Annotated in this window: 17 protein-coding genes and 1 other annotated feature; of the genes, 1 reads left to right on the forward strand and 16 read right to left on the reverse strand. The window is 51.1% G+C overall.

Annotation, left to right across the window (positions count from 1 at the left end):
* Positions 1 to 3: 3 nt before the first annotated feature.
* From rplJ to NST43_RS27890, 16 genes are all read right to left on the reverse strand, one after another.
* Entirely contained in the window at positions 4 to 507 is a 504-nt protein-coding gene (rplJ, locus tag NST43_RS27815; RefSeq protein WP_209994316.1) for a 50S ribosomal protein L10, read from the reverse strand.
* A gap of 64 nt (positions 508 to 571) precedes the next feature.
* Positions 572 to 725, reverse strand: a sequence feature (ribosomal protein L10 leader region).
* 68 nt (positions 726 to 793) lie between these two features.
* A complete protein-coding gene (rplA, locus tag NST43_RS27820; RefSeq protein WP_209994315.1) occupies positions 794 to 1486 on the reverse strand; it encodes a 50S ribosomal protein L1 in 693 nt (230 codons plus the stop codon).
* 80 nt (positions 1487 to 1566) lie between these two features.
* The gene (gene rplK, locus NST43_RS27825; protein ID WP_020427083.1) at positions 1567 to 1992 is read right to left on the reverse strand and encodes a 50S ribosomal protein L11; all 426 of its coding nucleotides are present in this window, start codon (positions 1990 to 1992) and stop codon (positions 1567 to 1569) included.
* Between the two features lie 75 nt (positions 1993 to 2067).
* A complete protein-coding gene (gene nusG, locus NST43_RS27830; RefSeq protein ID WP_209994314.1) occupies positions 2068 to 2601 on the reverse strand; it encodes a transcription termination/antitermination protein NusG in 534 nt (177 codons plus the stop codon).
* A gap of 21 nt (positions 2602 to 2622) precedes the next feature.
* Positions 2623 to 2814 carry a preprotein translocase subunit SecE gene (gene secE, locus NST43_RS27835; protein WP_036692354.1) on the reverse strand — a complete coding sequence of 64 codons (192 nt, stop codon included), beginning with the start codon at positions 2812 to 2814 and terminating at the stop codon, positions 2623 to 2625.
* A gap of 21 nt (positions 2815 to 2835) precedes the next feature.
* On the reverse strand, positions 2836 to 2985 hold the full coding sequence (rpmG, locus tag NST43_RS27840) for a 50S ribosomal protein L33 (protein WP_074086515.1): 150 nt from the start codon (positions 2983 to 2985) through the stop codon (positions 2836 to 2838).
* 361 nt (positions 2986 to 3346) lie between these two features.
* Positions 3347 to 3991 (reverse strand): RNA polymerase sporulation sigma factor SigH, encoded by a 645-nt coding sequence (sigH, locus tag NST43_RS27845; protein WP_019908203.1) that lies wholly within the window; start codon positions 3989 to 3991, stop codon positions 3347 to 3349.
* Between the two features lie 161 nt (positions 3992 to 4152).
* Positions 4153 to 4674, reverse strand: a complete 522-nt coding sequence (locus tag NST43_RS27850) for an NYN domain-containing protein (protein ID WP_209994313.1) — start codon at positions 4672 to 4674, stop codon at positions 4153 to 4155.
* Positions 4675 to 4676: 2 nt separating this feature from the next.
* Positions 4677 to 5438: a 23S rRNA (guanosine(2251)-2'-O)-methyltransferase RlmB gene (gene rlmB / locus NST43_RS27855; RefSeq protein ID WP_209994312.1), complete on the reverse strand. Its 762-nt coding sequence runs from the start codon at positions 5436 to 5438 to the stop codon at positions 4677 to 4679.
* Between the two features lie 24 nt (positions 5439 to 5462).
* The gene (locus NST43_RS27860) at positions 5463 to 5900 is read right to left on the reverse strand and encodes a ribonuclease III domain-containing protein (RefSeq protein ID WP_036692340.1); all 438 of its coding nucleotides are present in this window, start codon (positions 5898 to 5900) and stop codon (positions 5463 to 5465) included.
* Positions 5897 to 7303 carry a cysteine--tRNA ligase gene (gene cysS / locus NST43_RS27865; protein ID WP_339220573.1) on the reverse strand — a complete coding sequence of 469 codons (1407 nt, stop codon included), beginning with the start codon at positions 7301 to 7303 and terminating at the stop codon, positions 5897 to 5899. Before cysS ends, NST43_RS27860 begins: the two co-directional genes overlap by 4 nt.
* A gap of 51 nt (positions 7304 to 7354) precedes the next feature.
* Positions 7355 to 8047, reverse strand: coding sequence for a serine O-acetyltransferase (gene cysE / locus NST43_RS27870; protein ID WP_209994310.1), 693 nt, complete (start codon positions 8045 to 8047; stop codon positions 7355 to 7357).
* A gap of 517 nt (positions 8048 to 8564) precedes the next feature.
* Positions 8565 to 10028, reverse strand: a complete 1464-nt coding sequence (gltX, locus tag NST43_RS27875) for a glutamate--tRNA ligase (RefSeq protein WP_339220575.1) — start codon at positions 10026 to 10028, stop codon at positions 8565 to 8567.
* Between the two features lie 58 nt (positions 10029 to 10086).
* A complete protein-coding gene (ispF, locus tag NST43_RS27880; RefSeq protein WP_209994308.1) occupies positions 10087 to 10575 on the reverse strand; it encodes a 2-C-methyl-D-erythritol 2,4-cyclodiphosphate synthase in 489 nt (162 codons plus the stop codon).
* Positions 10572 to 11270, reverse strand: coding sequence for a 2-C-methyl-D-erythritol 4-phosphate cytidylyltransferase (ispD, locus tag NST43_RS27885; RefSeq protein ID WP_339220576.1), 699 nt, complete (start codon positions 11268 to 11270; stop codon positions 10572 to 10574). The genes ispF and ispD overlap by 4 nt, the downstream gene beginning before the upstream one ends.
* 100 nt (positions 11271 to 11370) lie before the next feature.
* The gene (locus NST43_RS27890) at positions 11371 to 12459 is read right to left on the reverse strand and encodes a PIN/TRAM domain-containing protein (RefSeq protein ID WP_339220577.1); all 1089 of its coding nucleotides are present in this window, start codon (positions 12457 to 12459) and stop codon (positions 11371 to 11373) included.
* A gap of 211 nt (positions 12460 to 12670) precedes the next feature.
* Here NST43_RS27890 and NST43_RS27895 point away from each other — a divergent pair, with 211 nt between their 5' ends.
* Complete coding sequence (locus tag NST43_RS27895; protein ID WP_036692322.1) at positions 12671 to 13066, forward strand: hypothetical protein; 396 nt, start codon at positions 12671 to 12673, stop codon at positions 13064 to 13066.
* Positions 13067 to 13212 lie beyond the last annotated feature (146 nt).

A 13212-nucleotide genomic window follows, 5' to 3' on the forward strand; every position in this document is an offset into this window, starting at 1 on the left:
GGCTTACGCGCTTTGTTCTTCTTTCTCAGCAACAGCTTTAACTGCAAGCGCGAAGTTGCGCATTGGAGCTTGAAGCACGCTAAGCAGCATGGAGAGCAAACCATCACGGGATGGAAGTTCAGCCAGTGCTTTGAGTTGGTCAGCGTCGATAACTTTGCCTTCTACAACGCCGCCTTTCAGTTTCAAAGCGTCGTTCTTCTTAGCGAAGTCATTTAGAATCTTGGCTGCTATTACCGCATCAGTCTCGCTGAATGCGATTGCTGTAGGACCAGTCAGGACAGCGTCCAGATCAGTCAGTTCAGCCGCCGCAGTTGCACGGCGAAGCAATGTGTTCTTCAGGACTTGAAATTCAACGCCAGCTTCACGAAGCTGCTTACGCAGTTCGGTTACTTGCGATACGTTCAATCCGCGGTAGTCCGCAACTACAGTGGAGACACTGTTCTGCAGTTTGCCGGTAACAACATCAACCGCATCCTGTTTAGCTTGGATTACTTTTGCATTTGCCAATTGTATACACCTCCTGAAAATTTATGTCACGGCGATTCTTACGGGGAATCTGCGCCGTTCCTACGCAGGCATTAGAAAAGCCTCCGCAGATTCACGAAGGCTTGATAAAACGGAAAGTTAATCAGGCGAACCTGGCACTTTTTGTTTCTATCACAACACCTCGGTAGGAAATTAAGCCCTACGGCACCTACTGTCTACGGTAAGCATATTCACATTTAAGATTGATCACCTTAATGTTCACAACTGTTATAGATTATCAAAGATAACTCGAAGAGTCAACCTTTAATTATCTGAAAGCAGCCGCGTTCACACGAGCGCTTGGTCCCATTGTCGACGAAATAGCGATGTTTTTAAGGTATACACCTTTGGCAGCAGCCGGTTTCGCACGGTTCAGAGCGTCCATAAGAGCTTTAAGGTTCTCGTTCAATTGTTCAGCGTTGAAAGACACTTTGCCGATTGGCGCGTGAATTTGGCCCGCTTTGTCAAGACGGTATTCGATTTTACCAGCTTTGATTTCTTGAACAGCCTTGGTAACGTCGAAAGTAACTGTACCTGCTTTAGGGTTAGGCATGAGGCCTTTACCACCGAGCAGACGACCCAGTTTACCGACTTCACTCATCATGTCAGGTGTAGCTACGCAGACGTCGAATTCGAACCAGCCCTGTTGAATCTTGTTGATCATATCAGCATCACCAACAAAATCAGCGCCAGCAGCTTCCGCTTCCTTCGCTTTTTCACCTTTTGCAAATACAAGCACACGTTGCGTTTTGCCTGTGCCGTGAGGCAGGACAACAACACCACGAACTGCCTGGTCTTGTTTACGCGGGTCTACACCCAGACGAACTGCTGCTTCAACGGTTTCGTCGAATTTGGCAGTTGCCGCCTTTTTCACAAGCTCTACAGCTTCTGAAGGCTCGTAAGTCGCTTCGCTATTGATCAGCTTAGCGGATTCTTGGTACTTCTTACCATGTTTAGCCATGAAATGTTCCTCCTTTGTGGTATTAGCGGAAATTCCTCCCACATATTGCGGTCATGAATGACCGGTTCATCGAATACATATTAGTCTTCGATTGTGATTCCCATAGAGCGGGCAGTACCTTCAACCATACGCATTGCAGCTTCGATAGATGCAGCGTTCAGATCGGGCATTTTTGTTTCAGCGATCTCACGAACCGCTGCGCGGCCCAGCTTCGCTACTTTTTTCTTGTTTGGTTCACCGGAGCCTTTTTCTACTTTTGCAGCGATGCGAAGCAGAACAGCAGCCGGAGGAGTTTTGGTGATGAAGGTAAACGAACGGTCTTCAAATACTGTAATTTCAACCGGGATGATCAGGCCAGCCTGGTCGGCAGTACGAGCGTTGAATTCCTTACAGAATGCCATGATGTTGACACCCGCTTGACCTAACGCCGGACCTACTGGAGGCGCTGGATTCGCTTTCCCTGCAGGAATCTGCAGTTTCACCATTTTAATAACTTTTTTAGCCATGAGTGACACCTCCTTGCGTAAATAGTGGTATTCGAATGCTAAGCAGCATTCTCCCACAAGAAACCCTTGTGCTTGTTATATCTTCTCCACTTGAGTGAAATCCAACTCGACTGGGGTTTCCCGTCCAAACATGTTGACATGTACCTTGATCTTGCTTTTCTCTGCCAAAATCTCTTCCACAGAGCCCACAAAATTCGCAAATGGACCGACCATAATACGTACGGATTCCTTAATTTCGAAATCAATCTTCGCTTTAGGTTCAACCATGCCCATATGCTTCAGAATCTGTTCAACCTCTTCGGGTAGCAGAGCGGTAGGCTTAGAGCCCGAACCAGTTGAACCGACAAATCCGGTAACGCCCGGCGTATTGCGGACAACATACCATGAATCATCAGTCTGAACCATTTCAACCAAAACGTAACCAGGGTAAACTTTGCGCATGACAGTTTTTTTCTTGCCATCCTTGTTTACCAGCTCTTCTTCCATAGGAACAAGAACGCGGAATATTTTGTCTTCCATGCCCATGGACTCAACGCGTTTTTCCAAATTGGCCTTGACCTTATTCTCATACCCGGAATAGGTATGAACAACGTACCATCTTTTTTCCATATCAAGCCACCTGGGACCTCTCTAAATAATCGCTTCAATCACAGCGGAAATACCGATGTCCAGAACCCAGAAGTAAAGAGAAATAACTACAATTGTACCGAGAACGATCAATGTATAGTTTTTCAGTTCTTTACGGCTAGGCCAGCGAACCTTTTTGAGTTCACTCCAGCTCTCAGTGAAAAAGGAAAACAAAGACTTGAAACTACGTTTCACGCCGACTACACCTCCAAAAGACTATCTGGTTTCGCGATGAGGAGTTTGCTCGTTACAGAACTTGCAAAATTTCTTCATCTCCAAGCGGTCGGGGTGATTTCGCTTGTTTTTGGTTGTTGCATAGTTTCTTTGTTTGCAACTTGTACAAGCCAAAGTGATAATTACCCGCATGATGTGCACCTCCCGAAGACGTACTTCTAATCATCAAATTAGAAGACGTAGATATTGATTCAAAAAAAAGCCGCGAATTTAGGCCTACCTAAAACACTTTAGCATAATATCAATGTCTGTGTCAACGAAAGTTTCCCCCATCGCACTGGGTAATTCCGGGTGCTGTAGCCTTCTGCCAAATGTCATCTTTGATCTTGCTTCTTCCTTCGCCACTAGCTGTCTTCCATATCATTATGCTGCAATCCGCTTGTGTATAAACCTGCCATCATCCAACGCTTCACCTATCGTAAATTCATCGTACCCAAATCTAGCAGACACTAAAAAAAGACTCGAGTCCCGAGCCTTCCTAGTCATTATATCATTAATTGTCACGCACTTCCAGATATCTTTCCAATTTACGTTTCACTCGCTGCAAAGCATTGTCAATGGACTTCACATGCCGCTTCAAATCTTCGGCAATCTCCTGATAGGACCGTCCGTCCAGATAGAGCATCAGAACCTTGCGTTCCAGATCACTCAGAATCTCGGCCATCTTATCTTCCAGTCCGATGAACTCCTCCTGGTTAATAATCAGCTCTTCCGGGTCAAGCACCTGCGTTCCGCATATTACATCCATCAGTGTCCGGTCGGAGTCCTCATCATAGATGGGCTTGTCTAACGAGACATAAGAGTTAAGCGGAATATGCTTCTGACGGGTAGCCGTCTTAATGGCGGTTATAATCTGACGGGTGATGCACAGCTCGGCAAACGCCTTGAATGATGACAGCTTGTCACCCTTGAAGTCACGGATGGCCTTGTATAAGCCAATCATGCCTTCCTGCACAATATCTTCACGATCTGCCCCGATCAAAAAATAGGAACGAGCCTTGGCACGCACGAAATTACGGTACTTGTTAATTAAATGCTCCAATGCGCCACTGTCGCCACCACGGAAGATCTCGACAATTTCTTCATCACTTATGAAATCATACTCGGACAGCATTATTTCCTTGAGGTCGACACTCACCAAGAATCCCCCCGGCTGCAACGCAAGACACATCGTTACTTCTCGAAATATAGGATCAGTATATATTATGTTACCTTACACCGTCAACCGGATTTGTCCAAAAACAATCTTCAATAACATATTATGTCATTTCCCTGTAAGGACTTACTGCTGATCCGGCCCTACTGTCTCCGCCAGTCCTCCAGCCGTTTGCGTGTCTCCGGAGGCAGCTTGTCCTCCAGTGAGTGACGCGTTCCGTTCACGCCTCCCGGTTCGATAACCTTCTTCACCTGCTTCTGGTTCTCCTCAATCTCAAGCCTCAGTTCCCTGGCCGAAATCCGGAGTGCGCCCTGGGCAAAAACGACATGCTGCTCCACAAAATCACTGGTGGCTACCGAAATCTGTCTGCGGCGGTGCGTGAATTCCCCAACCAGCCGTTCGATGCATTCATCCGCCGTTTCCTTCTCCTTGGTGAAGAAGACCTGGATCTTCCCTTGTTCAAACGACCGCCCCAGTCCCGGCACACGATAGGCATCGAATACGGCAATGACGCGCAGCCCGGAGAACGCCTGATAATCGGCCAGCATATCGAGCAACCGGTCGCGTGCCCCCTGCATGCCGGTCTGCGACAATGCCGCAAGTTCCGGCCAGCCGCCGATCATGTTGTATCCGTCCACGAGCAGGATATCGCGCCAGTCTGCCATAGTTATCCCTGTTCTTGGCGGCGGCGGAGTACCTCGTACATGATTACGCCCGCTGCCACCGAAGCATTCAGAGAGTTAATTTTTCCGGCCATCGGCAGCTTAAGCAGTACATCGCATTTCTCACGGATCAGGCGGCCCATCCCTTTATTCTCATTGCCGATCACCACCGCCACCGGTCCGGTAAAAATATCAGATCCGAACAAATTCTGATCGGTATCCACATCCGTACCGACTACCCAGACTCCCTGCTCCTTCAGCCGGTCAATGGTCTGTCCAAGATTCGTTACGCGGGCGACGGGCACATATTCGACTGCACCGGCCGAGGTCTTGGATACTGTGGCTGTAATCTGCGCGGAACGGCGCTTCGGCACAATAACCCCGTGCACTCCTGTGCAGTCAGCCGTACGCAGGATCGACCCGAGGTTATGCGGATCTTCGATTTCATCCAGCAGGAGCAGGAACGGCGGTTCTCCCTTCGCTTCAGCTATCGCCAGAATATCAGCAACCTCTGTATAGGCAAAAGGCGCCGCTTGCGCAACCACTCCCTGATGCTGGACTCCTGGTGCGAGCTGATCCAGCTTGCGCTTGTCCACATGCTGAATGACAATGCCCGCCTTGCGCGCTTCCGCAACGATAGGTGCGGTCAGGTGTTTTTGCGCGGTCTCGGCGATCCATATTTTGTTGAGTGTCCGTCCCGCTCTAAGGGCTTCAAGCACTGAATGCTTGCCTGCCAATATTTCCTCTTCTGTTCTCAATTCTTCCATTGTTTTATCTCCTGTTCTGTATACTCACTTGGGCCGGTGCATCATATATTCGATACTGCTGTGAACAAGCTCCTGGATTCTCGCCTGCTGTCCTGTGTAATATAAATAGCCGATCATGCATTCAAAAGCGGTCGCGTGGCGGTATTCCAGAACATCCGCATTTTTGGGAATGCTGCCGGATTTGGCGTTGCGCCCCCGTCTGACCACATCCTTCTCCTCCTCGGTGAGCACCGGGTCCAGATAAGCAAGAATGGTGCTCTGCGCTCTGGCGGAGACCAGCCCGGTGGCCGAGCGGTGCAGATGCTGAGGGCGCAGATTAGGCAGCGAGATCAGATACTGCCGGACCGCAACTTCGTAGATAGCATCTCCTGCATACGCAAGAACAATAGGCGGCAGCAAATGGGCCGGCTTGGAGGGTTCATACGGGAACCAGGCGCGGTTCAGATCAAACAGCCCGTTCATTTGCGCCGCCACCGCATTCCCTGTGGAGTGTCTTCCAGCAGAATCCCCAGTGCATTCAGCTCATCACGGATTTCATCCGACCGGCTCCAGTTCTTATTCTTGCGCGCTTCTGCACGTTCTGCAATCAGGCGTTCAATCTCTTCGCTTGCCACTTCCTCTTCAGCCTCAACAGTAAGACGAAGCACAGCATTCATCTCGGCAAAAGCCTTCAGCAGTGCTGCGAAGTCAGCCGGATTCGCTTCATGGTCAGCAAGCGTAAGGTTCGCCAGGCTCACCCAGTCAAATACCGCCGTAATGGCGTCTGGTGTATTGAAATCATCCTGCATCCGGACATGGAAATTGCTCACAATAGCGGCCAGCCGGTCCGTAATCTGCGGACTTGCTTCACCCTCTGCCCCTTCCGCCGCCAGCTCAAGGCGATGCTTCACATTACCTTCGGCCAGAGCGATCCGCTCTACGCTTTTCTCAGCAGACAGCAGTGCTTCCTCAGTGAAGTTCAGCGGATTGCGGTAATGGCTGGATAGCATGAAGTAACGGATAGCACCCTGCTTGAAGCGCGCACGGATATCCTTCACCAGGAGACCGTTCCCCAGCGATTTCGACATTTTCTCATCGCCGATATTCAGAAAAGCATTATGCATCCAGTAATTCGACAACGGTTCACCCGTCAGCGCTTCGGTCTGGGCACATTCGCATTCATGATGCGGGAATTTCAAATCCTCTCCGCCGCCGTGAATGTCGATCGTCGTACCCAAATATTCACGCACCATCGCCGAGCATTCAATATGCCAGCCGGGACGGCCCTCTCCCCATGGACTGGACCAGTGCACCTCACCCGGCTTGGCTGCCTTCCAGAGTACGAAATCCTCCTGGTTCTCCTTGCGCGAATCCACCTCGACACGGATACCGAAGCGCAGCTCCTCCAGATTCTGGCGGGACAGCTTGCCGTAATTGGCAAATTTGCCGGTACGGTAATACACATCTCCACCGTTCTCATAGGCGTAGCCTTTGTCCTCAAGCTCCTTAATGAACTCGACAATCGTGTCCATGCTCTCCGTAACACGCGGATTCAACGTCGCCGGCTTCACACCAAGTCCGGTCAAGTCCTCCTGATAGGCGGCAATGAACATTTCGGCAACCTCAGCTACGGTGATGTTCAGTTCTTCCGCCTTGCGGATCATTTTATCATCCACATCGGTGAAGTTCGTCAGATAGCGGACCTCATTGCCAAGCGTCTCCAGATAGTTGCGCACCATGTCAAAAACAATAACCGGTCTTGCATTCCCGATATGCATATAGCCGTAGACTGTGGGTCCGCAGACGTACATTTTCACCTTATCCGGCTCCTGCGGTACAAATTCTTCCTTCGTGCGCGTCATTGTGTTGTATATGTGCAAAGCCATTCTTGTCCCAACCCTTTCTGTTGTCCCCGGATTCCTGAAATGCCGGTACCCTTAAATTTCGTAATCGCCGATATATTGCTGGCTTTCGAGCCGCCGCTGTTCTTGCTTCTGATTATCTTCAGTACCCATCCGTTCTCTTAGCTCCTCGATCTCCTTCTGCAGGAACTTGAGGGAATCGATCAGCGGGTCAGGCATCTTGGTATGATCCAGTCGGTCGGATACACGTTCTCCGTTACGCTTGACCACACGCCCGGGATTGCCAACTACCGTACTGTTGTTTGGCACTTCACGCAGCACAACTGCGTTGGAGCCGATATTGGAATTATCGCCGATTCTGAAGGAACCCAGTACTTTGGCACCAGAGCCGATGACTACATTGTTGCCGACGGTAGGGTGGCGCTTGCCCTTCTCTTTGCCGGTTCCCCCAAGTGTAACCCCCTGATAAATGATGACATCATCACCAATCTCGCAGGTCTCACCAATGACAATACCCATTCCGTGATCAATAAACAACCGGCTGCCGATGACCGCGCCCGGATGAATCTCCACTCCGGTCATGAACCTGCTGATCTGAGAGACGATGCGTGCTAAGGTAAACCAGCGGCGTTTGTAAAAAGAGTGGGCCGTCCGGTGTGCCCAGATGGCATGAAGCCCGGCGTAGGTGAAGACTACCTCGAACCTGCTGCGGGCGGCGGGATCATTGTCGAATACTGCCCGAATGTCCGACTTGATATGCTTAAACATCGCGGTTCCCCTCTTCTTTGAGATGCTATATTTCAAGTGGAAACGGCTTTGCCGTCCTTTTTGAAGGACGGTACCGTTTCAGCGAGAAATAGAAGGATAATGTATAGCGTGAAACCTATACATTCTTATATTTCAACAAAAAACGCCCCTGCAGCATGATAGCTGCAGAGACGTTTAACCGCGGTCCCACTCTGCTTGAACATTCGTATACACTAGGGGCCGTCTAACTTCCCAGCCCCTGTATCCGGTGTTCCTCTTGGCGTCTGTAACGGCGACAGCCCGGCACAGTCTACAGTCCCGCACAGGGACGTTCAACCATGCAGCTCACAGGTGCATCTTCAGCGGCAGACAAATGAATAACTCCCAGCCTGCTAGGGCATTGGCCCTTAAGCGGTTATTCTCTCTGGTAATTGCCCTTATACGCCTACTTTTCCTGATCCCAGCTATTCTTATATTCTTCTATCTTAGCGAAAAGCCACAGAACTGACAAGGGTCTTCTCCCCTTGCATGTCCCTGCCTAAGCGCCTTTGATTTGTGATTTCAGGCGTTCGATCACCCGGCTGCGGCCGAGCAATGCAATCGTTGCATTCAAATCACGGCCATGCATCTGTCCCGTAAGAGCGACACGAATCGGCATAAACAGCGCTTTGCCCTTATGTCCGGTCTCCTTCTGCACTTCCTTGATCAGAACAGCCATATGCGGAGCGCTGAAATCTTCGGCAGCCTCCACTTTGGCCAAAAATGCGGACAGCACTTCAGGAACCTGGGCTTCGGCAAGTACCTGTGCCGCTTCAGTCTCCAGCTCCAGATGGCTGCGGAAGAACAGCTCGGAGAGGCCAATAATATCCGACGCAGCTGTCATTTGCTCCTGGTACAGCGCAACCAGGCTCTCCGCCCAGCTCTGCTGCTCCTCACTCAGCACCTCAGGCAGACGGCCAGCCTTCTGCAAATGAGGAATGGCAAGTGCCGCGATCCGCTTGGGATCGGCATGCTTGATATAGTGATTGTTCAGATGCGCCAGCTTGTTCGTATCAAATACTGCCGGGCTCTTTGACAGTCGGTCCGCCGTAAAGATCGAGACCAGCTCTTCCTTCGTGAAGATCTCCTCTTCTCCCTCAGGCGACCAGCCTAGCAGGGTAATAAAGTTAAACAGAGCTTCAGGCAGGTAGCCCAGCTGATCGTACTGTTCGATAAACTGAATGATCGATTCATTCCGTTTGCTCAACTTCTTATGGTCATCGCCAACAATCAGTGTCATATGGCCGAATAGCGGAGCTTCCCAGCCCAGTGCCTCATAGATCATGAGCTGACGCGGGGTGTTAGAGATATGATCTTCACCTCGCAGCACATGAGAGATAGCCATCAGATGGTCGTCTACCGCTACGGCGAAGTTATAGGTCGGAATACCGTCCTTCTTCACGATGACGAAGTCGCCCATTTCTTTGGTATTGAACGAAATGCTCCCTTTTACGATATCATTGAAGGTATAAGTGCGGTCTTCCGGAACAAGGAACCGGATGCTGGCCACGCGTCCTTCCGCCTCAAAGGCCATGCGCTGCTCCTCGGTCAAATTACGGTGTCTGCCGGAATAACGCGGGGTTTCGCCCCGTGCCGTCTGCTCTTCACGTTCGGCCTCCAGCTCTTCCGCCGTGCAATAGCAGCGGTAAGCCAAGCCGCGGTCCAGCATATCCTGCCAGTAGACACGGTATAGATCCAAACGCTCAGTCTGGCGGTAAGGCCCGTATTCCCCGCCTACATCCACACTTTCATCCCAATCGATTCCCAACCACTTCAAATACTTCAGCTGGCTCTCTTCACCTTCTGCAATGTTGCGCTTAAGATCGGTATCTTCGATCCGGATAATGAACTTGCCGCCCAGATTGCGGGCGAACAGATAGTTAAACAAGGCTGTTCTGGCATTTCCGATATGTAAATGTCCCGTAGGGCTCGGTGCGTAACGCACCCGAACTTGATCCGCCATGGGTTTCCCTCCGCTTCATAATAGTTAAAATTAGGCATTTCCTTAAGCTAAAGCCATCTCACGATGATATCACATCTTGCAGCAGACAAACAATAGATTGGGCGGCAATTCCTTCTCCGCGCCCTGCGAAGCCAAGCTGCTCAGTCGTTGTTGCTTTTACATTCACCTTCGATACGTCAGCGTTCAGCGTACGGGCAATAATCTCCGTCATCTGCGGAATATAAGGTGCCATCTTCGGTTTTTGCGCAATGATGGTTGAATCGATATTCCCCAGCCGGTATCCGCGCTCACGCGCAAGTGCCCATACCTGCTCCAGCAGCTTCAAGCTGTCTGCATCCTTGAAGGCCGGATCGGTATCGGGAAAATGTCTGCCGATATCCCCAAGGCCCAGTGCTCCCAGTATAGCGTCGGTTACAGCATGCAGCAGCACATCCGCATCGGAATGCCCCAGCAGCCCCTTCTCATAAGGAATCGTCACTCCGCCGATAATACACGGCCTTCCCTCGACCAGCTGGTGTACGTCAAATCCTTGTCCTACAGCAATCATCTGTGTTCCTCTCCCCTGCTTCTTACTGTGAATTCAGCGAAATCCAGGTCCTCCGGCGTCGTGATCTTAATATTCTTGTAGCTGCCTTCTACAACTGACACGGTAATGCCGCTGCGTTCCGCCAGACTGGAATCATCTGTACCAAGAAAACCGTCCCGCTCTGCCTCCTCATAGGCGGACAGCAGATCGGACAAACGAAAAGTCTGCGGGGTCTGAATCGCCCACAGACTTCGCCGATCCGGCGTAGACAGCACTTTGCCTTCACTGTCGACCTGCTTGATCGTATCCTTAACCGGTACTGCCAGCACCGACGCTCCGGCTGACTGCGCACGCTCGTAACAAGCCTCTATCTCGCTGTCCTGCACGAACGGCCTTACCCCGTCATGAACCATGACCCAATGGGTGTTAAGTTCATCCAGTCCGCGGCGTACCGAATGCTGGCGCTGCGCTCCCCCGGTGATGACAGCAGCCACTTTATCCAGCTTGTAGGCTTGTACCCATTGCTTACAGCGATGCACATCCTCTTCCCCGGTGACAAGCACAATCTCGGAGATCCGCTCATGCCGCTGGAATACCTCCAGAGTATGCACGATAATCGGCTTGCCCTGCAGCAGCAAATATTGCTTGCTCTCTGCCGTTCCCATCCGGGTTCCTCTGCCTGCCGCTACGATAACGACGCCAACACTGTTTGACATGCTTTCGGCTCCTGTCTTTCTTTCACGTATACTCCCATCATAACGTGTTTGGCTGGCATTTCCAAGCCCGAAAGGGCGTTACCGGAGGCCTGGGCTGAACTTATTGTGCTTTTTCCAGCAGCTTCGGTTTGGCAAAAATCATCCGTCCTGCCGATGTCTGCAGTACGCTCGTCACCAGAACTTCCATCGTAGTGCCGATATAATCCCGGCCGCCCTCCACCACAATCATCGTGCCATCGTCCAGATAGGCTACGCCTTGTCCATGTTCTTTGCCGTCCTTTATCACCTGTACAATGATCTCTTCGCCCGGCAGAACCACCGGCTTCACTGCATTCGCCAAGTCATTAATATTCAGTACTGACACTCCCTGCAGCTCACACACCTTGTTAAGGTTGAAGTCGTTGGTGACGACCTTGCCGTGCAGCACTTTCGCCAGCTTAACCAGCTTGCTGTCCACCTCCGAGATTTCCTCGAAATCCCCTTCATAGATCAGCACCTTAACGTCCAGCTCTTTCTGAATCTTATTCAGGATATCGAGCCCCCGGCGTCCGCGGTTACGCTTCAGCAAATCGGATGAATCCGCAATATGCTGCAGCTCCTCCAGTACGAATTCAGGAATAACAATGGTGCCTTCGATGAAGCCCGTTTTGCAGATGTCAGCAATCCGTCCGTCAATAATCACGCTGGTATCGAGGATCTTATGCTCCTGATTTCCGCGTTCCTCCGGTTCCGCAGAACGCGCCCAGCGTCCGGTATTCCAGAGCGAAGCGAGCTCCTCCTTCTTCTCCAGTCCGATCCTCAGACCCATATAACCCAGGGCAAGCGTAGCTGCTACCTGCAGCAGCTCCCCTGCTTTGCCCAGCCAGGCCATAACGGGATACAGCAGCAGAGACAGCAGCAGACCTCCCGTAAGCCCCGCTGCGCTTGCAGCAAGCTCATTCATCGGGATACGCGAGCAATACGCAACCGCCTCCCGCAGTTTTGAACTTGCCCATTCCGCGCATAAAGTCCCCGCAATCAGAAAAATAATGGCACCCAGCACCGCACACAAAACGCTTCCTTCCATAGGCAAGCTATCCTCTAGTTTCCCAATCCCAACCGGGAAGCCTCTTTCTGCCGCGTGATATAGCGAATAACCGGACCAGGCTCCACATAACCCGGCAAGCATCAAAATCATCTTTTTCCACATAACCTCGCACCTCCTTTTATTCATCCACCAATCCTCTATACCTCACCAGTATGTTCCAATTTTTAGGACGATAATCCAGAGGGCCGTTATTTTTTCTGTAAGCCCGAAATTCCCGGTCAGCTCTCTTGCCGTAAACCTCTATTTCTGGTTGAAAATAAGGGAGGCCCTGACATATAATGAACTCAATTACGAACCCAGGGGTGAATGGAAAATGAGCGCACCAAGTTTACAGGCCTTCCAGGATCAAGTCTCCGAACTGCTGCTCCGTCACCGTAGTCTTCTGGATGTAATGTCCAAGAACGGACAGAGCAGTGCTTCCGTCAATCGAGCCGTCGTCAAAGCCATTACCGAATGCGGCTGCATTCAGCTGCATGCCACCAAGCAGGTCTTCGAACCCACGTTGGGGCTAGAGCAAGCCAAGGAGCTTGCCGGAACCCACCTGGCAGGGGAGCTGTGCGAGAACTGCCGCGAGGTCATTGGCTCCGAGCTGGGGCGCGAGCTGTTCTACATGTCTGCGCTCTGCAATTTGCTTGCAATCAATATGGACGAGGTTGTGGCCAAGGAATCGCAGAAATGCGCAACTCTCGGATTGTTCAACTTGTCCTGAGCAGACCGTCTGCGCTCTCCTTCATCCATTCCGCCAGTGTGGGGGGAACCATATACGTATACTTCCCTTCCCGCAGACAGCAAAAAGGCATTGCACTCTCCTGATATTCAGGAAAGGCAATGCCTTTTTACTTACGGTCTATGAAT

Origin of the sequence: Paenibacillus sp. FSL H8-0332 (assembly GCF_037963835.1) — a bacterium.
Lineage (GTDB): Bacteria > Bacillota > Bacilli > Paenibacillales > Paenibacillaceae > Paenibacillus_AQ > Paenibacillus_AQ rhizoplanae.

What these genes read in the sequence shown, in the direction of transcription:
- cysE (WP_209994310.1), bottom strand. Translation starts at nt 8,047, where the DNA reads ATGTTTAAGCATATCAAGTCGGACATTCGGGCAGTATTCGACAATGAT.
- NST43_RS27890 (WP_339220577.1), bottom strand. Translation starts at nt 12,459, where the DNA reads ATGTGGAAAAAGATGATTTTGATGCTTGCCGGGTTATGTGGAGCCTGG.
- rplK (WP_020427083.1), bottom strand. Translation starts at nt 1,992, where the DNA reads ATGGCTAAAAAAGTTATTAAAATGGTGAAACTGCAGATTCCTGCAGGG.
- ispF (WP_209994308.1), bottom strand. Translation starts at nt 10,575, where the DNA reads ATGATTGCTGTAGGACAAGGATTTGACGTACACCAGCTGGTCGAGGGA.
- ispD (WP_339220576.1), bottom strand. Translation starts at nt 11,270, where the DNA reads ATGTCAAACAGTGTTGGCGTCGTTATCGTAGCGGCAGGCAGAGGAACC.
- cysS (WP_339220573.1), bottom strand. Translation starts at nt 7,303, where the DNA reads ATGGCTTTGCACATATACAACACAATGACGCGCACGAAGGAAGAATTT.
- NST43_RS27860 (WP_036692340.1), bottom strand. Translation starts at nt 5,900, where the DNA reads ATGAACGGGCTGTTTGATCTGAACCGCGCCTGGTTCCCGTATGAACCC.
- gltX (WP_339220575.1), bottom strand. Translation starts at nt 10,028, where the DNA reads ATGGCGGATCAAGTTCGGGTGCGTTACGCACCGAGCCCTACGGGACAT.
- rpmG (WP_074086515.1), bottom strand. Translation starts at nt 2,985, where the DNA reads ATGCGGGTAATTATCACTTTGGCTTGTACAAGTTGCAAACAAAGAAAC.
- rlmB (WP_209994312.1), bottom strand. Translation starts at nt 5,438, where the DNA reads ATGGAAGAATTGAGAACAGAAGAGGAAATATTGGCAGGCAAGCATTCA.
- NST43_RS27850 (WP_209994313.1), bottom strand. Translation starts at nt 4,674, where the DNA reads ATGGCAGACTGGCGCGATATCCTGCTCGTGGACGGATACAACATGATC.
- nusG (WP_209994314.1), bottom strand. Translation starts at nt 2,601, where the DNA reads ATGGAAAAAAGATGGTACGTTGTTCATACCTATTCCGGGTATGAGAAT.
- rplA (WP_209994315.1), bottom strand. Translation starts at nt 1,486, where the DNA reads ATGGCTAAACATGGTAAGAAGTACCAAGAATCCGCTAAGCTGATCAAT.
- NST43_RS27895 (WP_036692322.1), top strand. Translation starts at nt 12,671, where the DNA reads ATGAGCGCACCAAGTTTACAGGCCTTCCAGGATCAAGTCTCCGAACTG.